This is a genomic window from Rhizobium sp. NZLR11, from assembly GCF_019685115.1.
In the GTDB taxonomy this organism is placed as follows: Bacteria; Pseudomonadota; Alphaproteobacteria; order Rhizobiales; family Rhizobiaceae; genus Rhizobium.
Window position 1 is genome coordinate 217,401 of sequence record NZ_JABDWD010000009.1, and the last position, 24,851, is coordinate 242,251.

28 protein-coding genes and 3 pseudogenes are annotated in these 24,851 nt (G+C 60.6%); 14 read left to right on the forward strand and 17 right to left on the reverse strand.

Annotated elements, in window-relative coordinates; translation table 11 throughout:
- Positions 1–183: 183 nt before the first annotated feature.
- Genes HJB83_RS17960 through HJB83_RS17970 form a run of 3 tightly spaced genes read left to right on the forward strand, consistent with a single transcriptional unit; the run spans position 184 to position 2,784 of the window.
- Positions 184–675 carry a MarR family winged helix-turn-helix transcriptional regulator gene (locus HJB83_RS17960; RefSeq protein WP_207581266.1) on the forward strand — a complete coding sequence of 164 codons (492 nt, stop codon included), beginning with the start codon at positions 184–186 and terminating at the stop codon, positions 673–675.
- Positions 676–1,377, forward strand: a complete 702-nt coding sequence (locus HJB83_RS17965; protein ID WP_003581129.1) for a response regulator — start codon at positions 676–678, stop codon at positions 1,375–1,377. It begins immediately after the preceding gene.
- A gap of 30 nt (positions 1,378–1,407) precedes the next feature.
- Complete coding sequence (locus HJB83_RS17970; RefSeq protein ID WP_207581265.1) at positions 1,408–2,784, forward strand: ATP-binding protein; 1,377 nt, start codon at positions 1,408–1,410, stop codon at positions 2,782–2,784.
- Here the strand turns inward: HJB83_RS17970 and HJB83_RS17975 are convergent.
- A complete protein-coding gene (locus HJB83_RS17975) occupies positions 2,781–3,254 on the reverse strand; it encodes a helix-turn-helix domain-containing protein (RefSeq protein ID WP_207581264.1) in 474 nt (157 codons plus the stop codon). The genes HJB83_RS17970 and HJB83_RS17975 overlap by 4 nt on opposite strands.
- A 35-nt stretch (positions 3,255–3,289) precedes the next feature.
- On the opposite strand from HJB83_RS17975, the gene HJB83_RS17980 reads away from it, so the two are divergent.
- Positions 3,290–4,135, forward strand: a complete 846-nt coding sequence (locus HJB83_RS17980; RefSeq protein WP_207581263.1) for an oxidoreductase — start codon at positions 3,290–3,292, stop codon at positions 4,133–4,135.
- A gap of 168 nt (positions 4,136–4,303) precedes the next feature.
- On the opposite strand, the gene HJB83_RS17985 is transcribed toward HJB83_RS17980, so the two are convergent.
- Positions 4,304–4,765 (reverse strand): BA14K family protein, encoded by a 462-nt coding sequence (locus tag HJB83_RS17985; RefSeq protein ID WP_207581262.1) that lies wholly within the window; start codon positions 4,763–4,765, stop codon positions 4,304–4,306.
- 148 nt (positions 4,766–4,913) lie between these two features.
- The gene (locus HJB83_RS17990) at positions 4,914–5,129 is read right to left on the reverse strand and encodes a cold-shock protein (protein WP_003561293.1); all 216 of its coding nucleotides are present in this window, start codon (positions 5,127–5,129) and stop codon (positions 4,914–4,916) included.
- A gap of 211 nt (positions 5,130–5,340) precedes the next feature.
- On the opposite strand from HJB83_RS17990, the gene HJB83_RS17995 reads away from it, so the two are divergent.
- Positions 5,341–5,550 carry a hypothetical protein gene (locus tag HJB83_RS17995; protein ID WP_207581261.1) on the forward strand — a complete coding sequence of 70 codons (210 nt, stop codon included), beginning with the start codon at positions 5,341–5,343 and terminating at the stop codon, positions 5,548–5,550.
- A 65-nt stretch (positions 5,551–5,615) separates the two neighbouring features.
- Here the strand turns inward: HJB83_RS17995 and HJB83_RS18000 are convergent, their stop codons facing one another.
- Positions 5,616–6,506: a DMT family transporter gene (locus HJB83_RS18000; protein ID WP_207581260.1), complete on the reverse strand. Its 891-nt coding sequence runs from the start codon at positions 6,504–6,506 to the stop codon at positions 5,616–5,618.
- A 99-nt stretch (positions 6,507–6,605) separates the two neighbouring features.
- Here HJB83_RS18000 and HJB83_RS18005 point away from each other — a divergent pair, with 99 nt between their 5' ends.
- Positions 6,606–7,079 carry a DUF3052 domain-containing protein gene (locus HJB83_RS18005; RefSeq protein WP_207581259.1) on the forward strand — a complete coding sequence of 158 codons (474 nt, stop codon included), beginning with the start codon at positions 6,606–6,608 and terminating at the stop codon, positions 7,077–7,079.
- 4 nt (positions 7,080–7,083) lie between these two features.
- Here the strand turns inward: HJB83_RS18005 and HJB83_RS18010 are convergent, their stop codons facing one another.
- The 5 genes and pseudogenes from HJB83_RS18010 to HJB83_RS34170 form a co-directional block, all read right to left on the reverse strand.
- Entirely contained in the window at positions 7,084–8,226 is a 1,143-nt protein-coding gene (locus HJB83_RS18010; protein ID WP_207581258.1) for a PQQ-dependent sugar dehydrogenase, read from the reverse strand.
- Between the two features lie 127 nt (positions 8,227–8,353).
- Positions 8,354–8,596, reverse strand: a pseudogene (locus HJB83_RS18015) (class GN sortase); the annotation flags it as partial.
- A 151-nt stretch (positions 8,597–8,747) separates the two neighbouring features.
- Positions 8,748–9,062 (reverse strand): annotated as a pseudogene (locus HJB83_RS18020) (marine proteobacterial sortase target protein); the annotation flags it as partial.
- Positions 9,063–9,343: 281 nt separating this feature from the next.
- Positions 9,344–10,975 carry a glycosyltransferase family 39 protein gene (locus HJB83_RS18025; RefSeq protein WP_221115854.1) on the reverse strand — a complete coding sequence of 544 codons (1,632 nt, stop codon included), beginning with the start codon at positions 10,973–10,975 and terminating at the stop codon, positions 9,344–9,346.
- Between the two features lie 22 nt (positions 10,976–10,997).
- Positions 10,998–11,144, reverse strand: a pseudogene (locus HJB83_RS34170) (ATP-dependent DNA ligase); the annotation flags it as partial.
- Positions 11,145–11,222: 78 nt separating this feature from the next.
- On the opposite strand from HJB83_RS34170, the gene HJB83_RS18030 reads away from it, so the two are divergent.
- The 6 genes from HJB83_RS18030 (at position 11,223) to HJB83_RS18055 (ending at position 15,490) form a co-directional block, all read left to right on the forward strand.
- Positions 11,223–11,537, forward strand: a complete 315-nt coding sequence (locus HJB83_RS18030) for a hypothetical protein (protein ID WP_207581257.1) — start codon at positions 11,223–11,225, stop codon at positions 11,535–11,537.
- A 10-nt stretch (positions 11,538–11,547) separates the two neighbouring features.
- The gene (locus HJB83_RS18035; RefSeq protein ID WP_207581256.1) at positions 11,548–12,750 is read left to right on the forward strand and encodes a pyridoxal phosphate-dependent aminotransferase; all 1,203 of its coding nucleotides are present in this window, start codon (positions 11,548–11,550) and stop codon (positions 12,748–12,750) included.
- Between the two features lie 97 nt (positions 12,751–12,847).
- Positions 12,848–13,108: a type II toxin-antitoxin system Phd/YefM family antitoxin gene (locus HJB83_RS18040; protein WP_221132502.1), complete on the forward strand. Its 261-nt coding sequence runs from the start codon at positions 12,848–12,850 to the stop codon at positions 13,106–13,108.
- A gap of 2 nt (positions 13,109–13,110) precedes the next feature.
- A complete protein-coding gene (locus HJB83_RS18045; protein ID WP_221132503.1) occupies positions 13,111–13,497 on the forward strand; it encodes a type II toxin-antitoxin system VapC family toxin in 387 nt (128 codons plus the stop codon).
- 182 nt (positions 13,498–13,679) lie between these two features.
- Positions 13,680–14,585, forward strand: a complete 906-nt coding sequence (locus HJB83_RS18050) for a glycosyltransferase family 8 protein (RefSeq protein WP_221132504.1) — start codon at positions 13,680–13,682, stop codon at positions 14,583–14,585.
- A 35-nt stretch (positions 14,586–14,620) separates the two neighbouring features.
- Positions 14,621–15,490, forward strand: coding sequence for a 3-deoxy-manno-octulosonate cytidylyltransferase (locus HJB83_RS18055; protein WP_221132505.1), 870 nt, complete (start codon positions 14,621–14,623; stop codon positions 15,488–15,490).
- Positions 15,491–15,563: 73 nt separating this feature from the next.
- Here HJB83_RS18055 and HJB83_RS18060 read toward each other — a convergent pair whose 3' ends face one another.
- Complete coding sequence (locus tag HJB83_RS18060; protein ID WP_221115850.1) at positions 15,564–16,661, reverse strand: calcium:proton antiporter; 1,098 nt, start codon at positions 16,659–16,661, stop codon at positions 15,564–15,566.
- A gap of 229 nt (positions 16,662–16,890) precedes the next feature.
- On the opposite strand from HJB83_RS18060, the gene HJB83_RS18065 reads away from it, so the two are divergent.
- A complete protein-coding gene (locus HJB83_RS18065; RefSeq protein ID WP_164013504.1) occupies positions 16,891–17,172 on the forward strand; it encodes a DUF2188 domain-containing protein in 282 nt (93 codons plus the stop codon).
- 3 nt (positions 17,173–17,175) lie between these two features.
- Here the strand turns inward: HJB83_RS18065 and HJB83_RS18070 are convergent, their stop codons facing one another.
- Positions 17,176–17,691 (reverse strand): GrpB family protein, encoded by a 516-nt coding sequence (locus HJB83_RS18070; protein ID WP_221132506.1) that lies wholly within the window; start codon positions 17,689–17,691, stop codon positions 17,176–17,178.
- Positions 17,692–17,899: 208 nt separating this feature from the next.
- Positions 17,900–18,799 (reverse strand): LysR family transcriptional regulator, encoded by a 900-nt coding sequence (locus HJB83_RS18075; protein ID WP_221132507.1) that lies wholly within the window; start codon positions 18,797–18,799, stop codon positions 17,900–17,902.
- A gap of 94 nt (positions 18,800–18,893) precedes the next feature.
- On the opposite strand from HJB83_RS18075, the gene HJB83_RS18080 reads away from it, so the two are divergent.
- Positions 18,894–19,916: an NAD(P)H-binding protein gene (locus HJB83_RS18080; RefSeq protein WP_221132508.1), complete on the forward strand. Its 1,023-nt coding sequence runs from the start codon at positions 18,894–18,896 to the stop codon at positions 19,914–19,916.
- On the opposite strand, the gene HJB83_RS18085 is transcribed toward HJB83_RS18080, so the two are convergent.
- From HJB83_RS18085 to HJB83_RS18105, 5 genes are all read right to left on the reverse strand, one after another.
- Positions 19,913–20,713: an aminoglycoside phosphotransferase family protein gene (locus HJB83_RS18085; RefSeq protein ID WP_221132509.1), complete on the reverse strand. Its 801-nt coding sequence runs from the start codon at positions 20,711–20,713 to the stop codon at positions 19,913–19,915. The two genes, HJB83_RS18080 and HJB83_RS18085, sit on opposite strands and share 4 nt — an antisense overlap.
- A 73-nt stretch (positions 20,714–20,786) precedes the next feature.
- Positions 20,787–21,911, reverse strand: a complete 1,125-nt coding sequence (locus tag HJB83_RS18090) for an alkene reductase (protein WP_221132510.1) — start codon at positions 21,909–21,911, stop codon at positions 20,787–20,789.
- A gap of 25 nt (positions 21,912–21,936) precedes the next feature.
- On the reverse strand, positions 21,937–23,103 hold the full coding sequence (locus tag HJB83_RS18095; RefSeq protein ID WP_221132511.1) for an MFS transporter: 1,167 nt from the start codon (positions 23,101–23,103) through the stop codon (positions 21,937–21,939).
- 1 nt (position 23,104) lies between these two features.
- On the reverse strand, positions 23,105–23,398 hold the full coding sequence (locus tag HJB83_RS18100; protein WP_207581244.1) for a helix-turn-helix transcriptional regulator: 294 nt from the start codon (positions 23,396–23,398) through the stop codon (positions 23,105–23,107).
- A 553-nt stretch (positions 23,399–23,951) separates the two neighbouring features.
- Positions 23,952–24,848, reverse strand: a complete 897-nt coding sequence (locus tag HJB83_RS18105; RefSeq protein WP_003593139.1) for a LysR family transcriptional regulator VtlR — start codon at positions 24,846–24,848, stop codon at positions 23,952–23,954.
- Positions 24,849–24,851 lie beyond the last annotated feature (3 nt).

Below are 24,851 nucleotides of genomic sequence, written 5' to 3' on the forward strand. Positions count from 1 at the left end.
AATCGCGTATTGCGTCGGAGTGCAGGACGGGCCTTGGTTTCTGGGGAAATGCCGAGGAATAAAAGTCCGTGCGGGGCTCTCCCAGAGGTCGGAAAGCTAGCCGCGACGCAAATTTATGTCAATAAAGCTGACATATCTTGGCGAAAGTTTCCCGCGGGGTGCGAAGAGAGAAAGGAATGCCGAGTGTCACGACAGACCGGCCCCAAAGCAGGCAAGCCAGAGCCGCTGGCCACGCCGATGGAAGATACTGACATCATCGATTTCGAGATTATCGAACAGTTCTTCTTCGCCTATCGCGACTTCGTTTCCGATCCTGACGCCATCCTCGAAAAGAGCGGCTTCGGCCGGGCCCATCACCGCGTCGTGCATTTCGTCAACCGCAATCCCGGCATGACGGTTGCCGATCTTCTCGATACGCTGAGGATTACCAAGCAGAGCCTTGCAAGGGTGCTGAAACAGCTGATCGATTCAGGCTATATTCGCCAGGTGGCAGGCCCCGAGGACCGGCGGCAGCGCAAGCTCTATCCAACGAAATCGGGACGAGAGCTGGCGCTTGCACTTGCCGAGCCGCAATCGCGCCGCATTGAGCGGGCATTCGATGGGGCTTCTGCGGAGGTGCGGGAGGGCGTAAAAGCTTTCCTCAGGGGAATGCGGGACAGACAGAAGGCGGATTGAATGGCGGTCAAGACAGGTATTTCAGACGATGCGGCGCATCTGCTGGTGGTCGACGACGACTCGCGCATCCGTGCGCTGCTCAATCGTTATCTCGCCGAGAACGGCTTCCGCGTCACTGTCGCCGCCGACGGCGCCGAGGCTCAGCGCAAGCTCGCGGGTCTCGATTTCGACCTGATCATCATGGATGTGATGATGCCCGGCGAATCCGGCATCGACGTCACCCGCGGGCTTCGCGCCATCAAGAACGTGCCGATCATCATGCTGACGGCGCTGGCGGAATCGGGCAACCGGATCGAAGGCCTCGAGGCGGGCGCCGACGACTATCTTTCCAAGCCCTTCGACCCGCGCGAATTGGTGCTGCGCATCAACAACATTCTGCGCCGCAATGCCGGCGGCGAGGGACCGAAGATCGAACAGGTGATGTTCGGCCCCTATACCTTCTCACTCACCCGCAAGGAGCTGAAGAAAGCCAGCGAGGTGATCCGGCTCACCGACCGCGAGCAGGAGATCATGCTGCTCTTTGCACGGCGCGCCGGTGATACGATCCCCCGCCATGAACTGATCGGCAACGACACAGAGGTCGGCGAGCGCACGATCGACGTGCAGATCAACCGGCTGCGGCGTAAGATCGAGGATGATCCGGCCAATCCCGTCTGGTTGCAGACCGTGCGCGGCATCGGATACAGGCTGAGCATCGACTAGATCTGAGGATAGAGGCCAGGACCGGCGCTAATGGTGACGATCGACAGCTTGCGGCGGGAAGACCGCACTTCTGGGCCGGGCTGGCGCTCGATTGCCCGCTGGCTGCGCCGGCGGCTGCCGACCGGGCTTTACGCGCGCTCGCTGCTGATCATCATCATTCCGATGGTGCTGTTGCAATCCGTCGTCGCCGCCGTCTTCATGGAGCGCCACTGGCAGATGGTGACGGAGCGGCTGTCGCTGGCCGTCACCCGCGACATCGCCGCGATCATCGAGATCATCGAGACCTACCCGCAGAATTCGGACTATAACGAGATCATCCGCATCGCCCGCGACCAGCTCAGCCTGCAGATCTCGATCGAGCCGGACGGCGATCTGCCGCCGCCGCGCGTCAAGCCGTTCTTCTCGATACTCGACGGCATCCTCAGCGACGAGATCACCGACGAGATCCACCGGCCTTTCTGGATCGACACGGTCGGCAACTCGAACCTCGTCGAGATCCGCATCAAGCTCGACAACAAGATCCTCAGGGTGCTGACCAAGCGCAGCCAGACCTATGCCTCGAACACACATATCTTCATCGTCTGGATGGTCGGCACCTCGCTGGTGCTGATCGGCATCTCTATCCTCTTCCTGCGCGGGCAGATCCGGCCGATCCTGACCTTGGCGCGAGCGGCCGAAAGCTTCGGCAAGGGGCAGAAGCCCGATAATTTCTATCCGCGCGGTGCCGACGAGGTCAGGCGCGCCGGCCTTGCCTTCATCCTGATGCGCGAGCGAATTGAACGGCAGATCGAGCAGCGCACCGCGATGCTCTCCGGCGTCAGCCATGATCTGCGCACCATCCTCACCCGCTTCAAACTGCAACTGGCGCTCGCCGGCGACAATCCCGACCTGCATGGGCTGAACGACGACGTCAACGATATGCAGGCCATGCTGGAGGCCTACACGGCCTTCGCACGCGGCGAAGTCGAAGAGGATGTCGGCGAGCTGAAACTCAGCGAGATCTTCGTAAAGCTGGAATCCGATTTCGCTCTGCACGGCAAGACATTCAGCTATTCCATCGAAGGCGATGACGACATATCCGTCAGGCCGAATGCTTTCATGCGTCTCGTCACCAACCTGGCCTCGAATGCCCGCCGTTATGCCGGCAGGCTCGACATCGAAGCCAAGCACAATGCCAAATGGCTGACCGTCATCTTCGACGATGACGGACCGGGTATTCCGGAAAAGAACCGCGAGGACGTTTTCAAGCCGTTCTTCCGACTGGACGCGGCGCGTAACCTCGATGCGTCGGGCACCGGCCTTGGCCTTGCGATTGCCCGCGACATCGCCCGCAGCCACGGCGGCAACGTCACCCTCGCCGACAGCCCGCTCGGCGGACTGAGGGCAACGATCCGCATCCCTGCTTAGAACGGGTTTTGGTTGTCGGCAACGGTCGGCAGCTTCACGGCTTTGCGTGCATCGAATGCATCCAGATGTTCGACGATCCAACGCCAGAGGCCAGCGACCTGCATGAGGAGGTCGCGTCCGAGCGGCGTCAACTCATATTCAACGCGCGGCGGCACTTGCGGATAGAGCGTGCGGATGATGAGGCCGTCTCTTTCGAGGGTGCGCAGCGTCTGCGTCAGCACCTTTTGGCTGATGCCCTCGACCCTTTCCATAAGGCGCGAGAAGCGCAGGGGTGCGCCCGCACCGGAGAGCACGTGCAGGATGCGCAGCGGCCATTTCGACGCCGCCCGCTCGATCAGTTCGCGGGCGCGCGCATCCTGTTCATCCGTCATGCTGCTGCAGAAATCGAACATGTCGCTCGGCAAGTCAGTTACCTCAAGGTGCGTATAGATCGCCAGGGTACCTTCTTTCGATCGGATACGATAGACCATACATGAGCCGGGAACCAAAGAAGGAAAGGTTTCCGATGTCCAAGGTCTGGTTGATTACAGGGAGTTCGCGCGGTCTCGGCCGAGCGTTGGCGGAGGCGGTTTTGGCCTCCGGCGACAATCTGGTGGCGACGGCGCGCGATCCGGCCCAACTTGCCGATCTGTCCGAGCGATATGGCGGCCAGGTGCTGACGGTCGCGCTCGACGTGACCGACGAGACGGCGGCCACGGCAGCGGTCGAGGCCGGTGTGAAGCGGTTCGGACGCATCGACGTGCTTGTCAACAATGCCGGCTACGGCAATGTCTCCTCGATCGAAGATACCAGCCTTGCCGATTTCCGGGCGCAGATCGAGGCCAATCTGTTCGGCACGATCATCATGACCAAGGCGGTCATCGCCCTGATGCGCGAACAGGGGGCAGGGCATATCATCCAGTTCTCATCCGTCGGTGGCCGGATCGGACCTGCCGGGCGCGGCGCCTATTCGGCAGCGAAATTCGGTGTCGAGGGCTTTTCCGAGGTGTTGGCGAAAGAGGTCGCGCCATTCGGCATCAGGGTGACGGTGATCGAGCCCGGCGGCTTCAGGACCGATTTCGCCGGCGCCTCGACGGTGCTTGCCGAAGGGCGGCAGGACTATGCGGAGACGGTCGGCGCTACCGTGCGCTTCCAGCGTGAGTATAATGGTCGCCAGCCCGGAGATCCTGCCAAAGCGGCTGCGGTGGTCATCCATATCGCCGGCCTCGATGCAGCACCGCTCCGGCTGCTGCTCGGCAGCGATGCTGTCCGCAATGTCGAGAAAGCGGATGCCGCGCGTATCGACGCTGATCGGGAATGGCGCGCGGTCAGCGTCTCGACCGATTTCGAACCCGATGCCGATATGCTTTGAGAAAAATTCGCTGACGGATCACAAAAGAAAGTGCCGCTCGAAAGCGGCGCCTGGCATCAGCGATGATAATGCATGTCGCCCGGAAGTGTGCAGCGGTTCCGGGATAGCATGCACAATAGCAAAAGAGCGTCGCGTGAATTTAGTTTGAAGCGACGCGCTTTAGAGAGATCAGCCGGCGGTACAGAAATGGCTGCGGCCGTCATTGCCGATATAGGTGCCGCTACGCGAATCGAAAGAGCGGTAGCGGTAAGAGCAGTAACGCTCCCACTGCGGCGACCAGGGCTCCACCGACGTGCGGACCGGTGCATAGTATCGCGGCTGCTCGACATATTGCGGCTGCTCGACATAGACGCGACGCGGGGCGCGATAGACCGGAGCGGGCTCGTAATAATCCGGCTCGTAAGCCGGGTCGATGTAGCGGCGCTCTTCGTATGCAGGACCGTTATTGGTATTGGCGATGGCCGAACCGACGATCAGGCCGGTCGCGAGACCAAGGGCGCCGCCGACGAGCGCATCGTTGCCGTTGTGATGGTGCCAATGACGGTCGCCGGCCGATGCATCGCCAATGGCGGAGAGGGTAAGCGCAGCAGCCGTTGCCGTCAGCATAAGAGTTTTTACGAGCCTGTTCATCAGCGTAGGTCCTAATCGCGGGAACCGAACGCCGGTTCCTTTCTCGATGGTGGCAGTCCTATAGATTGGTGGCTGAACGAAGGCTGAACGACAAAACCCGGCATCGCTGCCGGGCATCAACTCGAATTCGACAGCCTTGTTAAGAGGTTCAGCCCGCAATCTGCAGATTGACGGCCTTGGGGCCCTTGCCGCGGCGATCCGGCTCCGTGTCGAAGCTTACCTTCTGGTTTTCCGTCAGACCGGCCAGCCCGGAGGCTTGAACGGCAGAAATGTGAACGAAGATATCGGCGCCGCCCCGGTCCGGCTTGATGAAGCCGAAGCCTTTGTCGGTATTGAAGAATTTTACAGTGCCAGTCTCTGCCATGCGTCAGGTCCCTTTTCTCTCTGCCCGCCATCCACACGGGCAGCATCATAGCATTGCCTCCTTGCGGGAGGTGTAGGCAGGCAATTCTTGAAATGTGAGAAAAAGGTCCCCTCTACCTCGGCCTGTTCCAGGCAGGACTTCGCCCGCCATCTTCGGAACCGGCTGACCGGAATATTAGCGTTCCCGGCGCGCAAATACTTAAGGACTTCCCATGCTCGCAAAATGCCCGAACGCGCTGAGAATGCTGCGGTTAAAGGATTTTGGCAAGCAAAAGTTTTTAGCGTGCCGTGCGGCGCGCACCCCTGCGAATATCCAATTTGCGCAAAAACGCAAAATTTTCTTCGAAGATAGAGGAATGATTAACGTTTTATATCGTCTGCAATATAAGTTCGGAGCAGATTTTCCCAATAATGCAACGTGAACGCGTCTTTACGCATCCGATAAATTTTTTCTCAACGCGTGACTCACCCGCATTTCGACGCGTGTTCAGGTGACTGGCAGGCGTCGCCGGGCAAATCCAGGCACGAGTTCGACCACAAGCATAGCGATAAACATCAGCGCGCAACCTGCATAGCCGGTCACTGGCATCGTCTCGCCCAGCAGCAGGGCTGCGAGCGAGGCGCCGAAGAGCGCTTCGGCGGAGAGGAAGATCGCTGCCTGCGAGGGTGTGGTGTAACGCTGGGCGATCACCTGCAGCACGAAGGCCAGGCCCGAGGAGAAGATGCCGACATAGACGATCTCAGGTGCCGCGGCCCGTATCGCAGAGAGGCTGATCGGTTCGACGATTGCGGCAATGACAAGCGCGCAGATTGCGGTGACGGCGAATTGCGTGGCCGAGAGGGCGAGCGGCCGTCCGGTCGCAGAAACAGTCGTGCCGGCAAGGGTGATCTGGATTGCCCAGAAGCCGGCGCAGACCATTGTCAGGAGGTCGCCTGATGTAAGGGCCGAGAGGTGATCGCCTGACAAGAGATAGATGCCGGTGACAGCCATCAGCCCCCCCGGCCAGATGATCCAATGCGGGGCACGACGCAGGAAGAACACGGCGATCAGCGGCACGAAGACAACATAGAGGCCGGTGATGAAGCTCGAATTCGTCACAGTCGTCGTCTGGAGCCCGACCTGCTGCGTGGCTGCGCCGCCGAAAAGCGCAAGGCCGGTCAGAATATAGAGTTTCGCATGGCGTGCGCTGGTCTTCACCTTGGAGTTGAGCGCTTCGAAAACGACGAAAGGCAGCACGGCCAGCGTCGCGACGGTGAAACGCAGGGCAATGAACCAGAAGGGGCCGATCGCCTTCATCGCCGTCGATTGCGCGACGAAGCCGCCACCCCAGATGGCGGCTGCAAGCAACAGCAGAAGGTTCGCCTGAGCGCGCGTCATGTCGTCCTCGATGGGGAAGGAATGTGCCCCAGCGGTTAGCAGTTGCGTTTCCTTTCGGCAAGGGTGCAGACTATGTTGCCGGTTGGCGGAGGTGACAGCATGCAACGCGACGAAGGCCGGCTGGCCGGCGAAATGGCGGCGATGCCCGGGACGGCAGGCTATTCTGGCACGCCGCTCGCCAAGAAGCTCGGCCTCGCGCGCGGCCAGGCGGCTGCTCTTCTCGGCGTTCCCGAAACGATTGGCGAGATCTATGGCTTCGACGGCTTTGCCTCGGTCGCCCTTGCGCTTCCCGAAACGCCTCGGCGGGCGTTTGACTACATGCACCTGTTTACGACCGAGCGAGCGACGTTGGAGGCTTTCGCGTCCGCGCTTTTTCGTGTTCTGAGACCGGATGGCATCCTCTGGATCTCCTGGCCGAAGAAGAGTTCGCGGGTGCCGACGGACGTCACCGAGGATGTGCTACGAGAGATCCTCCTTCCGACCGGCCTTGTTGACGTCAAGGTCTGCGCCGTCGATGAGGTCTGGTCCGGACTGAAATTTGTTATCCGCAAGGAGTTACGTGGCGCGTTGTGATCTTTCAGCCGTTATTGGCCTCAGCGCGCGAAACCCTGAGCAGCGATCCGCTGTCCTCGTCCGTCACCATCAGCAGCGCGCCGTCGGGTGCGACGACGACATCGCGGATCCGGCCGTATTCACCCTCGAACAGGCGCTCTTCGGCGACGAAGGCGCCGCTTTCGTCGCGCTGCATGCGCGAAAGCAGCTGAAACTTCAGCGCCGCGACGAGGAAATTGCCGTCCCATTCCGGGAACATGGCGCCGCGGTAGACCGTGAGCGCACCAGGGGCAATCGACGGATCCCAGTAATGCAGCGGCTGTTCCAGCCCTTCCCTCGCGGTGCCTTCGCCGATTTCCGCACCCGAATAGTCGCGGCCATAGGTGATGATCGGCCAGCCGTAATTCTTGCCTGCCTCAGGCTGGTTGATTTCGTCACCGCCGCGCGCGCCGTGTTCGACGGTGTAGAGCTTGCCGTCCTTGGTATCGAAGGTGATACCCTGCGGGTTGCGGTGGCCCTTCGACCAGATTTCCGGCAGCGCCTTGCCGCCGTCCTTGAATGGGTTGTCGGCCGGGATGCTGCCATCGGCATTGATGTGGATGATCGAGCCGGCATCATCCTGCCAGTCCTGCGAGCGGTCGCGGTCGCCACGGTCGCCGACGCTGATGAACAGCGAACCATCACGGGCTATGGCGATGCGCGAGCCGTACTGGATATTGCCGGAGGTGAAGCGCCGCATGGTGAAAACAGGCGTTACGGCGCCCAGTCTCTTCTCGTCAGCGGAAAGCGTGGCGCTGAAGGCTTCAGTGCCAGAGCCCTGTGCATTGGCGATGGCGGCGGTGAAATAGATCCTTCTAGATGTCGCAAAGTCCGGGGCGAGCGCCACGTCCATCAGGCCGCCCTGGCCACGGGCGCTGACCGTGGGCACGCCGCCGATCGGGTCGGAGATATTGCCATCGCGGATGATGCGCATGCGGCCGGGCCGCTCGGTGACGAGATAGGCGCCATCGGGCAACACCTCGACCGCCCAGGGATGCTCGAGGCCCTTGGCGAGATTGTCGACACGAACGGCGGGACCCTGCGTATTGACGGTATCGGCCGCATCGGCGGACACGGCGCCGAACAGGAACAGCGCTGCTGCGAAATGGAAGGCGGATATTCTCTTCATCTTGCTTCCCCGGTCATCTCTCCCGTCCGAACGTGGAGCGGGCAGGGGAGAGCTTCAACCCTCATTCGACCTGCAATAACGGCTTTGTGTTTACCGGTTGAACGGAGCCGGTCGCCCGGCCGTCGATCAGTTCGGCCTTCGCCTTCAGCAGGAAACCGTCGCCGATCAGCGCCAGGCCGTAAACGGCAAGACCGGCAATAGCAAAGACGATCGCCCGTTCGGTCGAGGAAAGACGCCAGAGGAAAAAACCTTTCCTTTGCCGCGTCTTCGGCATGTCGTGGGTCGTGGCTAGGGCAAGTTCCAGATAGGTCGGAAGCGGCTCGAATTCACTCGCTCCCTCATTCTCAACTGTAGCGGGCCTATCGACCATCGCGCTTGGCTCCGATCATGACGATGTCCTTGAGGCGACGACGCCAGACTGCCAGCCCGCTTGCCGCCGTCAGCGCCAGGAGCAGCATGGTGAGCCCATGCGTAATCTGCTCGTCGGCGCGCATCGCCGCCTGCGGCAGGTTCACGGTCGAGAACTTCTGCGCGATCATAGTGGTGGCCCTGGCGATCGGCTCGGAGACATCGATTGCGACGTCGGCCTTCAGCCATGGCGCTTCGACATAGAAGCCCGGCTCCTTCGACGGAAAGAGCAGCGAACCGCTGTTGACGTCGTTCGGTCGGACAAGTGCTGCAAGTTGGCTGGATGTCTGCTGCGTCTCGGCGGCGCGCGCGGCGGAGGCAATACCCAATGTTGCGGCTACGCAGGCAACAAAGGCGGTGACGACGACAAGAAATGAAACGGAGATCCGGCGCATGCGCCCGATGGCAAACTCATCTTCCAGAACCATTGGCGACCCTCAATAACCAATTTCGCAGACCGGAATGATGCGGCTTCGATCTCGGCGCGCTCGCGACCGAATTGCGGCGGTGTGCGGCATTTGTTGCGGCTTATTGGTGGCGATGACGAAAACCGACGATCTCTTTGTTTTCAAAAGACATCGGCGACGAAAACGCGATTCGGGGATCAGGTCGCCTGGCCCCGCCTTGCCGGCCTTCGCAGGCGGAGTGCCGCTGAACCGTCCGAGACGCTATTTCTATCCAAGACCCATGGCCCAGAAGGTCACGGCTCTCATGGACGGGTGATCCTATAAACCAGCAAATCGTCCGAATCGACAAGCTTGGTTGCGGTCTTGTCCAGATAGTCGATGACCCCATCATGATGCTCGACGAACCGCCGGTCCTGCTTGTCGACGGCATTCTTGGCCGCGCCGAACAGATCGGCGCCCTGCGCGCGCAGTTCCTCGAGCTGCGCGATCGCGGTGGCGTCATCCGCGACGAATTTCGACCATTCGACATCGCCTCCGCCAGGCGGGAACACCCAGCCGCGCGCCCTGCTGTAGTAGACTGCGACGGGATCGCCGACCTCGGGCGCGATGGCGACTACGAGGTCGCCCGGTTGCGCCAACCGCGCCAGTTCCTCGCCAAGCAGCTTGCCCTTCATGGCGATTGGCTTCTTCATCGTCCTGACAAGGGGCAAGGTCGACCAGGCAAGCGCGACGGCCACGATGCAGATCGAGCGAAACACCACCGCCGGCGTTGGAACGGTTCTGGAGGCAAGCGTTGCCAGAAGAAGCGCGCCGTGGCCGCAGAACATCGCGACCGGCACATGGAAGATGTGGAAGTTCCACACATTGCTGGTGATCTCGCCCGCCGCCGCCAGATAGAGGATCATGGCCGCAGCCAGCCACACATAGGGAATGGCCGAAAGGGTGCGTTGCTTCGGGTCTTCGGCGGGCCTGGGTGGCATCCACAAGCCGACCGCGAGCAGCACCATGAACGGATAGCCGTAGAACCACAAGACCGAGGTGTTCCATAAGGATTGGAAGTAGAACCTGTCCCTGACGTATGTCCAGAAGCCGTAATCCCAGATATAACCGCCACTGCCGGCGAAATGAAACGGCGGATAGCTGCGGCCGAGATAAATCGCCCAGCTGAAATAGGCGCCGACGACGGCCAGGCTCAAAAGCCCAGACAGGAAGACCCAGGTCGCCTGCTTTCGCTTCTTCTCCAGAATCCAGCAGACCATCAGATAGAAGATGACGGCGCCGGCGGCGAGGCCTGGTGGCTTTGACAGCGCGCCGAGCGAGAAGCTGACCGTGGCGAGTGGCAAGAGCCAGCCGCTGCCGCCGGCCCAGAATTTGGCGAATAGCCAGATGCCAACGGTCACCAAGGCCAGCATCGCGGGATCGGGAAGAAACGAGCTGTCGATCATGATCGCCGCCGGCATCAGCGCGTAGGCAAGTGCCGCCGCGTGGGCGTGCATCTCGTCCCAGCATAGCGCCGTTAGTCTGTGCAGCGAAAACACCGTCACCAGACCGAAGAAGGCCGCAACCATGCGGCCGAACCAGTCGTGCCAGCCGAAGAGTTGATAGAGCAAGGCTGTGAGATAGCTGACGATCTGGAACTCGCGGCCCTGATAGCTTGGCCCGGGCCCGGTCCAACTGACCTCCGGAAAGAAGATGTTCCAGCTGCGGTGCTGGAAATTGTCGGCCATCATGGCGGTGCTTATCTCGCGCCAGCTGAAGCCGTCGACCAGCGGCAAGGTGATCTTGTGGAACCTGAAGACGATCGCAATAAACAGGATCCCCAGCAAGATCGCCGTGTTGAGGCTCAGATAGTTGCGAAAAGCCATGTCCCGGTCGGTCATCTGCTGCGGGTAGTGCTGACCTTCGGCCTGGTTCATTTCCGGGTCGTCGGTCATCTGAAAACCGCGTCCCTTCCGACGCCCGGCACGGCGCGATACGCGCCGGCATCGGATCGAGAGGAAGATTGGGTTGAGCGGGATCTCGCCGACGGCGCGGTCGGCTGCGGGGCGGCTCGTAGCCATCACCGAGCAGCGGTTTGGAAGGCTTGCGGGGCGGCTTTGTCATGACGGCAGTTCATCACCAATGCCTTAAAAAGCAATTCGCCCAGATTGATTATTGACTCCATTCCTCAGGACCGGCGTGATGTCGAAGGTCAGGTCGGATGCCGGCGATAATCTTGAACTCCTCGACATGCTCGCGGATGACTTCGAGCGGCAGCTTCCAAAACAGATAAATCCCGATGTTCTCAAGAGATTGACTCAAGAGTTGCGCGTAGCGCTTCGACTGCGCGCTGCAAGCCTTGCCGAAAAGGGCGGCGACCCGCTCGCCGATGTGGCGAAACGATCAATAAGAATCATTGCCTCCATCACGCCTTTGCGCTTGAAATGCCATCATACATTGGACATAGAGCTAGGCGCAGAACTCCGGTCCCGGCTTTCTGCCCGTTTCAACCATTAGGACCGATATCATGGCTTTCCTTGCCGACGCTCTTTCCCGTGTGAAGCCTTCAGCCACCATCGCCGTTTCCCAGAAAGCGCGCGAGCTGAAGGCAAAAGGACGTGACGTGATTGGCCTCGGCGCGGGCGAGCCGGATTTCGATACACCCGAGAATATCAAGAAGGCCGCCATCGACGCGATCAACCGCGGCGAGACGAAGTACACGCCGGTTTCCGGGATTCCCGAATTGCGCAAGGCGATCGCTGCCAAGTTCAAGCGTGAAAACGGCCTGGAATATACCTGGGAGCAGACGATCGTCGGCACCGGCGGCAAGCAGATCCTGTTCAACGCCTTCATGGCGACGCTGAACCCCGGCGACGAAGTGGTCATCCCGGCGCCTTACTGGGTTTCCTATCCGGAGATGGTTGCGCTATGCGGCGGCACGCCAATTTTCGTTTCGGCCACCCAGGAGCATGACTTCAAGCTCCAGGCGGCAGATCTCGAAAAGGCGATCACACCGAAGACCAAGTGGTTCATCTTCAACTCGCCGTCCAACCCGACGGGTGCTGCCTATACGCAGGACGAGCTGAAGGCGCTGACCGACGTACTGATGAAGCATCCGCATGTCTGGGTACTGACCGACGACATGTACGAGCACCTGACCTATGGCGACTTCAAGTTCGTCACGCCTGTCGAAGTCGAGCCGAAACTCTACGACCGCACGCTGACGATGAATGGCGTCTCCAAGGCCTATGCGATGACCGGCTGGCGTATCGGCTATGCCGCAGGCCCGATCCAGCTCATCAAGGCGATGGACATGATTCAGGGTCAGCAGACCTCGGGGGCGACGTCGATCGCCCAGTGGGCGGCTGTCGAAGCGCTGAACGGCACGCAAGACTTCATCCCTGAGAACAAGAAGATCTTCGAAGGCCGTCGCGATCTCGTCGTTTCGATGCTAAACCAGGCCAAGGGCATCGTCTGCCCGGTGCCGGAAGGCGCTTTCTACGTCTATCCTTCCTGCAAGGGCTTGATTGGCAAAACCGCACCCTCTGGCAAGGTCATCGAGACGGACGTAGATTTCGTTTCTGAGCTCCTGGAATCCGAAGGCGTTGCCGTCGTTCAAGGCTCGGCCTTCGGCCTCGGCCCGAACTTCCGCATCTCCTATGCAACGTCGGAAGAGCAGCTCGAGGAAGCCTGCCGCCGCATCCAGCGCTTCTGCGCCGCTTGCAGGTAAGCGGACTGCGATAAGATCGATCGAAGGCCTGCCGGTGACGGCGGGCCTTTTTTGTGGCGACGTTGACGATGTGGCTGCATGTGGCTACATTTGAAGCGTGAAGACCGTTTCGATCCGCGACGCGAAGAACCGGCTGACCGAGCTTGCCCGCGAGGTCGAGCAAGGCGAAACCATTGTTGTGACGCGGAACGGCCGGCCGGTGTTCGATCTGGTGCCACATCAGAAACGCGGCGGTTTGAACCTGGAAGCTGGTCAGGCCTATCTTCGCTCACGAGGCATTACCAATCCCGTCCCGTTCATCGCAGATGATTTTGACGATCCGCTGCCCGAGGATTTTCTCCTGAAGCCGTTGCCGTAACCATGCAGCTTCTCCTTGATACCCATATCGTTCTCGCGATCCTGCGCAAGGACGTCGGACATCGGTTCCGGGAGATCGCGGCGCTGCTTGGTGACAGCAAGACCGTGGGTTTCGTCAGTGTTGCAAGTCTTTGGGAGACGGCGATAAAGGCTCGGCTGGGAAAGCTGGATCCTGGCATGCCGCTCGAAGACATCGCGCGATCTCTTGAGGAAATAGGGCTGATACTGCTGCGGATCGAAATTCAGCACGTCATCACTGCCGCCGACCCCGAGCCGGAGACGCGCGATCCCTTCGACCGAATGCTGCTGGCACAGTGCAAGGTCGAGGGGCTGCAGCTTGCGACGGTCGACCGGTTGCTCGTCGGCCATCCGCTGGCGCTGCGATTATAGGCTCATATCCCGATTCAACGCCTTGCGGCCTTGATTCCGCTTTGCCTCGCAAGTCGTTGAATTCCGATTCTAAACGTGACGCAGAGTGACGGTTCGGCGGGTGATCTGCGGTTGCGGGGCGGCGCCAAACCAACTAGATATCCGGCATTAAGTTTAAGTTGCCGCTTTGGGAGGCCGGGATTTTGCAGCAGAGTGCGGTGATCGTCTGTTCGGATGTCAACATGCTGCCGGCCGCCTGCTGCACCCTGCTTTCCGTCAAGCGCAATCTGGGGGCTTCGCCAGCGGAGTTCCTGCTTCTCGGCATCGACCTCAAGCCGAGCGAAATCGCCGAGGTTGGAAATTTCGCGCGGCTGCACGATATGGCGATCACCGTGCTGCCCTATAATACGCCGGAAACTCCAAAGCAGGCGCGAGGCCGCTGGTCGGCCGCGACACTGGCGCGGCTCTACATGGATCTGCATATTCCCGATCATATCGAGCGCCTGCTTTACCTGGACGCCGACGTGCTGGCGGTGGCACCCGTCGACGAACTCTTCACCAGAGATTTTCGAGGCAAGGCGCTTGCCGCGGTCGACGATTATGTCATGGCCTTTCCTGAGAAGGCCGGCGCGCGGCAGCGAAAGATCGGCATGCGCGAGGGCGGCCGGTATTTCAATGCCGGCGTGCTGCTGTTCGATTGGTCGGCCTGCCGGGCGAAGGGGCTCTTTGCCAGGACACGGGAGATATTCGAGGAGCGGTCGCATCTTTTCGAGAATAACGACCAGGATGCGCTGAACGTCAGCTTCGACGGCGACTGGCTGGCGCTCGATCCGCGCTGGAACACGCAGACGGGCCTCCTGCCTTTCGTGGGCCGGCCGGCGATCTTTCATTTCACCGGCCGGAAAAAACCGTGGCAGGCGACCGTTCCCTGGGTGCACCGGCAGATGGCCAGGCGTTATATCGAGGATCTGCGAGACACGCCCTGGGCTTCCTTCTGCAGACAGCCGTCGATGACGGGCCGGGTGGCGGGCTTTCTCTCGCATATGGGAAAGCAGATCGGCGGGCTGACGCGGCTGGCACGGATGCGCGCCTATTTCAGCAACAGCTAGTAAGGCGCGTCCTTGGAAAGTGCATGTGAGCCGATATGGAATCGATCCCCAGCGATATCAACACCGTGGCCGCAGCAGATGACGGATTGCATTTCCTCACGCCGGAAGCGTGGAAAGCGCTGCTGTCGGGCTATTCCCACATCGTGCTGGTGGCAAACAGCGAGGCGGTCGATTTCGAGCAGCTGCGAAGCGAGTTGCCGGAGACGGCGCTCTACGTCTTCTTCAATAATGTCTACAAGGTGCTCGACGAACCCTTCGCCGGCCATGCGGTGCTGGTTGCCCGCAGCGGCGTGATGGGCGCCAATATCGTCCACCGGCGCGAGGCTGCGGATGTCCTGCGCTTCTTTGCCGGCGACAATTTTCTGGGCGTCGTCAATATTCGCGTTTCTCCCGAGGAAAACTTCAGCGAGGAGAGCCGCTTCAACGGCGCCAGAGCCCGTCACCTTGATCTGACGCAGATGATCGGGGATCTCTATCCGACAGGCAAGATCGCGACGAGCGGCTTTGCGCTGGCGCTCTGGCTCGCCGAGCTGCAACTGCCGGGCAAGATCCTGCTTGCCGGCTTTTCGGCAAAGAGGAGCGAGAAGTGGAAGGTCTTCGACGTGCACGATTGGACGTTCGAGCAGATATTCCTGCGTCTCTTTGCCAGGATGGGCACGATCTCGATGATGGGTGGTGTCGATACGAGCCCCTATGCGGCGCTCGCCAAACGATTTCCACAGCTGCCGCCGATCGAGATTGCGATGACGGCGGCCGAGGTTCTGTCGGAGCGACTTCACAATGCCAACAGCCAGATCGACAGGCTGATGTCCGTCACCAAATCCATCCGGGCCGTCGAAGGTTTCTTCCGGCGCTTCAAGCCGAAAACCCGTAAGCAGCGTTTCCTCGAAAAGTCGAAGGAATAATGGTCGCAGGTCCGTGCTGACAGGCGTGAGCTGCCAAGAAGGCTGTTCGAATATCGGTTTCAGCGCGCCGCCGTCAAAGCCCCAGCCCCGTCAGCATGACGAAGGTGGCGAAGAGGATGAAATGGGTCATGCCTTCGATAGCGTTGGTCTCGCCGTCGTTAAGATTGATCGCGGCGGCAATCAAGGTGATCGTCACCATCACCGTCTGCACCGGGGTCATCGCCATGATGAATGGCTGACCGGTATAGAGTGCGATGGCCTCCATGACCGGCACCGTCAGGATCACCGTCGAGAGCGAGGCGCCCATGGCGATGTTGACCGTCGCCTGCATGCGGTTCCTGAGGGCTGCCCTCAAGGCGGTGAGAATCTCGGGGGCGGCTGAAATCGCCGCGACGACGACGGCGGTCACCGCGATCGGCGCGCCGCTGTCGCGCAGACCCTCGGTCATGAGTGTGGCCATGAACTCCGCCAGCAGGCCGATGATGACGACGCCGACCAGAATGGTGGCGATCGAGATTGCGGTCGATTCGTCGGGACCATGCTCGTCCGGACTTTCTTTCTTCCGTTCGGAGCGCGGATAGCTGTAGCTGAAGAAATAGCTGTGCTGGCCGACCTGCATGCGCAGGAAGAGGCCGTAGAGCGCAATCATCGCGACGATGGTGAAGGCGGAATAATAGTGCCATTTGTCGCCGGGCACGAATTCCGGCACGATCATCGAGATGCCGATGGCGGTGAGGATCATCACGCCGTAGGTCTTGCCCGAATTGTCGTTGTAGGGCTGTTCACCATGCTTGAGGCCGCCGAGCAGGGCGGCGAGACCCAGAATGCCGTTGATATCGAGCATCAGGGCGGAATAGATCGTGTCGCGCACCAGTGCCGGCGAACTCTCGCCGCTCATCATGATGGCGAGGATGATGACCTCGACGGCGACGGCCGACAGCGTCAGGATCATCGTGCCATAGGGATCGCCAACCTTGACGGCGAGCAGCTCGGCGTGATGGGCAACTCGGATCGAGGCGAGAACGATGGTGCCGACCAGGGCGGCGGCCGCGATCAGGGCGATGCCGCGTCCCATCTCGATCACCGCGTGTTCCAAGAAATAGGCGATCGCTGCAACGACAAGTGCCGCGACCAGAAACTTCTCTTCTTTCAAGCGTGATGCAATCCCCAAGCTTCAGCTCCTGTCCCGATCCATGCGTTTTATCTAAGTCACTGATTCCGCATATCAAGCAAGCATCGATCCAGTCCCATTTGCAGTCTTCGGCGTTTAATGGAATACTGATGTCATCGGGGCCGAAAAGCAGATCGCGGCGTCCTCGAATTCTCGTCAAGCGGCCGCGATGATCCGGATCCTGTCCGGAAGCGTGCGAATGCGCAACAAGAAGATGAGGAGGTGAATGATGATCAAGGTGGTCTACGAAGTCGTGCCGCATGACGGCGGTTGGGCCTACCGGCTCGGAGGCGTCTATTCCGAGGCATTCCCGACCCATGCCGAGGCAGTGGAAGCTGCGCGTATCGTCGCGGCCGAACAGCAGGTCGGCGGCGATTCCGCCGAGATCAGTTGGCAGGACGAGAACGGCAAGTGGCATGAGGAATATGCCGAAGGCGGCGACCGGCCGGAAACCGAGGTGGTGGACGGCCAGTGGAAGGACCGCTCGGCCGAGGCCTCGCAAGGCATCTGAAGCCTAATCGTCGTCCGTTAAGCCCCGCGCGACGATCGCGTCGACGAATTCGCGCTTATGCGCAGTATAGCGATTGCCGTCCATCCTGAATTCGGCTGCCAGCCTGCGTTTGAGCGCGGCATAATCGGCCGCCGCCTGCGGATGCATGATGAGATAATCCCGAAAAGCGAGCCTGTTTCGATGCGTGCCATTGCCGAGCAGGCAGAGGTAGACGCGCTCCCGCGGCACGGAACCTCGTGATAAAAATGCCCAGACCTCGTCGTCGTAACGATTGCCGCGCGGTTCGTAGCCTTCTGCCAGAAGCACATCGGTGGCATCCTCGATGTGCCCGAGGCCGGGAAGAACGATGTCGATATCGATCAGCGGTTTGGCACTCATGCCCGATATGGACGTGCTGCCGATGTGGTCGATGGAGAGCGCCTGCGGCAGCAAGACGAGTAACCTGTCGCGGATGCGCCGAAACGCCTCTGGCCATTGCGGATCGTAGGGCACGAGTTCAACCGGATCGTGGGTCATCATCTTCTTCCGCTACAGCGCCGCGCGTCCGATAGGACAGGTTCTAAAGCGCGTCGCGATCTTCAGATTCGCCCCTCGCGCTTTAGGTCTTTGTTTTTACGCATGTCGTTAGCGCAAAACCGCTGAACACTTTTGCGCGACATGCTTTAGATGCTCAATCACGTTGAATTTGCGCAAGATTCTTTGCGAAAATCGATTCCGGATTTGGAGCTTATGTGCTGGTCGAATATCGGTGATAGTCCTGAAGCCCCTTGACCAGTGCGTCGAAGGTGGCGCGACAGCGCGGCGAGGTCTTCAGGCTCTCATGCATCGCCACCCACGTGCCGAGCGGTAGGCCGAAAGCATCGGGTAGCACGTGCACCAGATCGGGGTTTTCACGTGCAAGCCCGACTTGGCAGAGGCCGATGCCGACGCCGGCGCGGACCGCGGCAAGCTGGGCGAGATTGCTGTCGGTCCTGTAGGAGAAGTGGATGCCGGGAACCGCGTAGCGCTTCATCACCATACGGACATAGGCCGTCTGCCGGTCGAAGCCGATGAGCCGGTGGTTTGCGAGGTCAGCCAAGGTTTGCGGAATGCCGTATCGTTCGAGATAGCGGCGATGGGCATGGAAGCCGAGCGGGATATCGCCAATGCGACGCACGACGAGCGCACCCTGCTGCGGCTCGGCCATGCGCACGGCGATATCGGCCTCGCGGTTCACCAGGTCCTCTATCGTATCGGAAGCCGACAGCTCGATCTGGAGTTCGGGATATGTCTCCTGCAGCCGTCCAAGAAGCCCAGGCAGCACTTCGATGGCGATGACCTCGCTGGCGCTGATCCTGACGGTTCCAGCCACGCGATCGCGCTCGCCGGATGCGGTGCGCAAAAGGGCGGCACTGGTTGCCGCCAGCGTCTCGGCATAGGGTCTCAGCGCCAGTGCGGCGTCGGTCGGCAATAGCCCGTTCGGGGATCGAGTGAAGAGTTCGGCGCCGATTGCCATTTCCAGTGCGTCGACATGACGACCTATGGTCGGCTGCGTCAGCCCCAGTTCGCGGGCGGCGGCCGAAAGCGACCCTTGCTGGAGCACGGTCAGGAAACTGCGGTAGAAATCCCAGCTCGGTTCAGCGATCATGTATTTTTGTATAGCAGCTGCATTTATTTCGTCAATTTTGTTTATCTCCTCCCGGTGGCATAGTCCTTTTATCGGATGGATGGAGATGATTGTCATGAACAGCAAAATGAACACGACGGCGCTCATTCTCGGCGCCACCGGCGGCATCGGCGGAGCGGTTGCCCGCAAGCTGCTTGCCCGCGGCTGGCGCATCCGGGCGCTCAACCGTGATGCCGCCAAGGCGTCGAGGCGCGAGCCGGCTTTCGAATGGATGCAGGGCGATGCGATGAATGCCGGCGACGTGTTGAGGGCGGCTGAAGGCGTCGACCTGATCGTCCACGCCGTCAATCCGCCCGGTTACCGCGACTGGGAAACGCTGGTGCTGCCGATGCTCGACAATAGCATTGCCGCTGCTCGCGCCGTCGGCGCGCGCATCGTGCTGCCGGGCAACGTCTACAATTTCGGCCCCGATGCCCTGCCGGCGCCGACGGAAGATAGCCCGCAGCATCCGGTGACGAAGAAGGGGCTAGTCCGTGTCGAAATGGAGAAGCGGCTGAAGGCGGCGTCGCAATCCGGCGCGGGCGTCATCATCGTCAGGGCCGGGGATTTCTTCGGTCCGGGTGCGACTGGAAACAGCTGGTTCTCATCCGGCCTGGTGACGCCGGGCAAGCCGGTCGGCACGATCAAGAATCCGGGACGGCACGGCGTCGGCCATCAGTGGGCCTATCTGCCCGACATGGCGGAAACAATCGCTCGGCTTGCCGAGCGGGCCGATTGGCTGCCGCCCTTTGCCGTCTATCATATGGAAGGCTTCTGGGATGCGGATGGCATGCAGATGGCCGAAGCCATCAAACGTGTCGCCGGCGGCAAGGCGAAAATCGGCGGCTTCCCCTGGTGGATCGTGCCGCTGGCGGCGCCGTTTGTTGCTGTGATGCGGGAGATCAGGGAGATGCGCTATCTCTGGAAGGTGCCGTTGCGGATGAGGAACGGCAAGCTGGTTGCCGAACTCGGCAAAGAGCCGCAGACGCCGATCGACGAGGCGGTCAGGGCTTCGCTCGTGGCGCTCGGCTGCCTGCCTGAATCGCATCATGACATGATGACCGGCTTGATCGCGCCTTCGCATGAGAATGCGGGTTAGGCCTCTAATTCAGCGAGGGCGAGCCGGGCGACTGTCAGAGCCGTCTCCGCCTGCCGCGTGTTTGCGTCGCCGAGGAACCAAGCGGCGGAAAGGCCGGAATAGGCCGCAATCCATCGCAGCAGCCGTTTTGACTCCAGCCGGGCCTCGGCCGAAACGACGGTGAGTTGGCGGCGGAAACGGGCGGGATCGGTGATAACAGGCAGTTCCTCATTGGCGAAGATATTGGCGAAATCGAAGCCGCGCTCGCCATGGAGCCGTTTCGGATCAATCGCCAGCCAGCCACGCGCCTCGAAGTCGAGAATGTTGTCGTGATGAATGTCGCCATGCAGGACGGTGAGGTCGCGCTGGTCGGCAAGCAGGGCGTCGGCAATCGCTGAGCAATTGGCCAGCGTGCCGCCATGTTTTTTGGCTGCCGGTTCCAGATCGCGGAACCAGTGGGTGAGGGGCACGGGATCAGGAAGCGGTTTTTCGCGCGGCGCATGCAGCCGTGCCGCCGTTCGGCAGAGGATGCGGCTCGCCTCGTCGTCCTCGCCGTTCATCGCCATGGCAAGCAGCGAGCGTTTTCCCATCGCCCTTTCCAAAAGCACGGCGTCGCCTTCCTGGGCATAGACATGGGCTGCGCCATCACCCGCCCACCATTGCATCAACAGCGCGCCGTATCGTTCGTCAATATCGGCCGCCACTTTCAGCATGGCGGGCCTGTCCTGCCAAAGGACTGGCAGCAGGCGGCTTGAATGGGTGATGATGGGTTCGCCGTCGGCAATCAGCGACCAGCGATCAAGATGGGGAGCGAACATGATGGCACCCTACAAAGACATCTCGGAAATGGAATCCCGCCTTTCGGCGGGATTCGCGTTGGCGTGGAAAGGCTCAGGCGACCTTTTCGAGGACGGGGTAATCGACATAACCCTTGGCGGTGCCGCCATAGAAGGTCGACTGGTCTGGCGTGTTGAGCGGCAAGTTCTTCGCCAGCCGTTCGACAAGATCGGGATTGGCGATGAAGGGCTTGCCGAAGGCGACGAGATCCACGCGGCCACTTTCAATGGCGTCGACCGCCAGTTCCCGGTCATAACCGTTATTGACCATCCAGTCGGCCTTGCCGCCGGCCGTTTCATAAGCCTCGCGCAACGCCTTATAGTCGAAGGACGGATTGTCGCCCTGGCGGTAGTCGCGATCACCACCGGTCTGGCCTTCGATCACATGGATATAGGCGAGATCGTATTTTGCCAGACCTTCGACGACATGGGTGAAGGTCGCCTGCGGATCGGAATCGTAGCTTTCACCCGATGGCGTCACCGGTGAGATGCGGATCGCGGTGCGGCCTGCGCCGATTTCGCTCACAACGGCATCGACGACCTCGAAGGTCAGACGGGTGCGGTTTTCCATCGAGCCGCCATATTGGTCGGTGCGCTCGTTGACGCCGTCGCGGATGAACTGGTCGAGCAGGTAGCCGTTGGCGCCATGGATCTCGACGCCGTCGAAACCGGCGTCAATCGCCGCGCGGGCGGCCTTGCGGTAATCTTCGACGATACCGGGGATTTCGGTAGTTTCGAGCGCGCGCGGCTCGGAGGTGTCGGCAAAGCTGCCGCTGCCGTCGCCGTTGACCAGATAGGTCTTGGCCTTGGCGACGCGGTCGGTCGAAGAGACCGGCTTGCCGCCGTTCGGCTGCAGCGTCGTGTGCGAGATGCGGCCGACATGCCACATCTGGACGACGATCTTGCCGCCTGCTGTATGGACCGCGTTGGTTACGCGCTTCCAGCCGTCGAGAGCCTCTTTGCTATAGAGACCGGGCACGTTGGCATAACCCTGGCCCTGATGGGTGATCGCTGTCGCTTCGGTGATGATCAGGCCAGCCGTAGCGCGCTGGCGGTAATATTCGACGTTGAGGTCGTTCGGGATGGCGCCCGGCGAGCGGTTGCGGGTGAGCGGCGCCATGACGATCCGGTTCTTGACTGTGATATCGCCGACCTTGGTGGGTTCGAAAAGCTTGGCCATGATGGTCCTTTCTTTTGCGGGAGGATCACTCGGCGGGGGCGAGGGCGGCTCGGCCCCGGGCGGAGAGATAGGTGAGCGCCGTCGCGCCGAGGCCGATCAGGGCCATTAAGGCTGCGGCGAGCGGCACGCGGGTGAGATCGAAGCCGGCATCGATGACGAGGCCGCCAACCCAGGCGCCGAGTGCATTGCCGGTGTTGAAGGCGCCGATATTAATGGTTGAAACCAGGTTCGGGGCGTCCTTGCCGAAGCTGACGACGCCGACCTGGAGCGCCGGCACGGCGGCGAAGCTTGCTAGTGCCCAGAGGAAGAGCGTGATTTCAGCCGGGATTAAGAAGCGGCTCGTATAACTGAAGACGATCGAGGTGAGGGCGATCGCGGCGAAGACGCCGGCAAGCGTCGCGCCAAGACGCCAGTCGGCAAGTTTGCCGCCGACGAGATTGCCGATGGTCAGTCCGAGGCCGATCAGGAACAGCGTCCAGGTGACGCCTTCCGGCGAAACATCGGTGACGTCGCGCAGCAACGGGGCGAGATAGGTGAAGAGGGCGAACATCGAGGCAGCGAAGAAGACGGTGGTGGAGAGCGCCAGCCACAGGCGGCCATTCCTGAGCGCCGCGATTTCGCGCAGGATACTGCCGTTTTCCGGCTGCTTATCCCTGGGCAGGATGGCGATCAGGCCGAGAATGGTGACGACGCCGATGACGGTGACGACCCCAAAGGTGGCGCGCCAGCCATAGGCTTGGCCGATTGCGGTGCCGAGCGGTACGCCGAGAACGTTGGCAAGCGTCAGGCCGGTAAACATCAGTGCGACTGCGCGGGCCTTGCGGTCTTCGGCGACGAGCCCGGCGGCAACGACCGAACCGATGCCGAAGAAGGCGCCGTGGCAAAGCGCGGTCACGACGCGGGCGATCATCAGCACCCAGTAGTCGCTCGCCAGCGCGCAGAGCAGGTTGCCAGCGATGAAGAAGGCCATCAGCGCGATCAGGGCGGTGCGGCGCTTCAGCTTCGCAGTCGAAACAGCCATTACCGGGGCGCCGATGGCCACCGCCAGCGCATAACCGGTCACCAGCCATCCGGCCTGCGGGATACTGACCGAGAGATCGGCGGCGACCTCGGGCAACAGACCCATGATGACGAATTCGGTGGTGCCTATCGCAAACGAGCTCAAGGCGAGAACGAGGAGGGCGAGGGGCATTCTAAAGGTCCTGCGTCAGTTGCTTCAGGAAGGCGGCGATCGTTTCTTCGTTGCGTTTGTAGAAAATCCACTGTCCCACACGTTTTGTGCTTACGAGGCCGGCGCGGTGCAGCGTTCCCAAATGGGCCGAGACCGTCGACTGCGACAGGCCGCAGCGCTCGAACTGGCTGGCGCAGACGCCCATTTCGAAAGGATGCTCCTGCGAGGGGAAATGTTGCTCTGGATTTTTCAGCCAGTTCAGAATTTCCATCCGGGTCGGATGGGCGAGTGCCTTGATGATCTCGTCTTTTTCCATCGTTATTCACCGAACTATAAATCGTGTTCTATCGATATATCGATCGTTGGACGTCGATATGCAAATCACGGAGGCGTGAGGCGGCGAGTTTTATGGATTGAGTAAATTTTGGGCAAAAAAAGAGGGCCACCGGAAAACCAGGGCCCTTATAATTGTGAAGGTCAAAAACCTCCAGAGGGGAACAGCTAATGCGGTGGTACTGGGAGAGAAACCACAAGATGCATCAGCTGAGAGGGATATGGTGCTTCCTTGGGCAGGTTTCAATGCTTTTTTGTGCATATCTGCTATGCGCCGCACAAATTTTTTGCGGTGCGGCATTTCCCGAGGAGGCAAGGCAAAAAAAGAGGGCCACTGGAAAACCAGGGCCCTTTATAAGTGTGAAGGTCAAAAACCTCCAGAGGGGAACAGCTAATGCGGTGGAACTGGGAGGAAAAGCCACCATGTGCATCAGCTATAAGCGATATGGTGGTTTAATGTGCAAACGGCAACCCTTATTTGTGCATGCCAGTTATGCGCATTCCGCATAGTATGGAAATCATTCTATAAATCTGGCTCAAAAGTTCCAGTTTCTGGCCTTGCTGACGATGAAATCGCGAAAAGCTTTCAGCTTGGCGGCGTTCTTGATCTCGTCGGGATAGCAGAAATAGGTGTCGAAGGAGGGAACGTCGGCATTGATCGCCAACTGAATCAGGCCTGGGTCGCGGCCGACGATGTAATCCGGCAGGCAGGCGACACCGATGCCGAGGAGGGCGGCGCGCTTGATCGAGGTCTGGCTGTTGATCTGCAGATGCGGGATTCGCTTGTTGTCTGACGAACGGCCGGCGACCTCTAGCCAGTTGACGTCGAGCAGGTAACTCGGTGCCGGCTCGCCGAAAGTGATGATGCGGTGATTGTCGAGATCCTCGATCTTCTGCGGCTCGCCATGGCGATTGATGTAGGAGGGGGCCGCATAGACGTGCATGTGCACGGTGAACAGTTTGCGCTGGATGAGGTCGGATTGCTGCGGCTGGCGCAGGCGGATTGCGCAGTCGGCATGGCGCATGTTCACGTCTACTTCCTCATTGTCGAGGATCAGCTGGATCTGTACGTCGGGATAGAGCTGCAGGAATTCCTGGATCTTGTCCGTCAGCCAGCCTTGCCCGAGGCCGACCGTCGTGGTGACGCGCAGCTTGCCGGACGGCGTCTCATTGGTCTCGGTGAGCTGCATCTTCACCGTTTCAAGCTTCAGCAGCACGTCATGGGCAGTGCGGTACAGCAGCTCACCCTGTTCCGTCAGGATCAGGCCGCGCGCATGGCGATGAAACAGCTTGGTGCCGACATCCTGCTCCAGCGCGCTGACCTGGCGGCTGATGGCGGATTGGGACAGATGCAGTTTGTCCGCCGCGTGCGTGAACGAACCCGCCTCGGCAGCTGCGTGAAAAATACGCAGCTTGTCCCAATCCAATGGCATTCC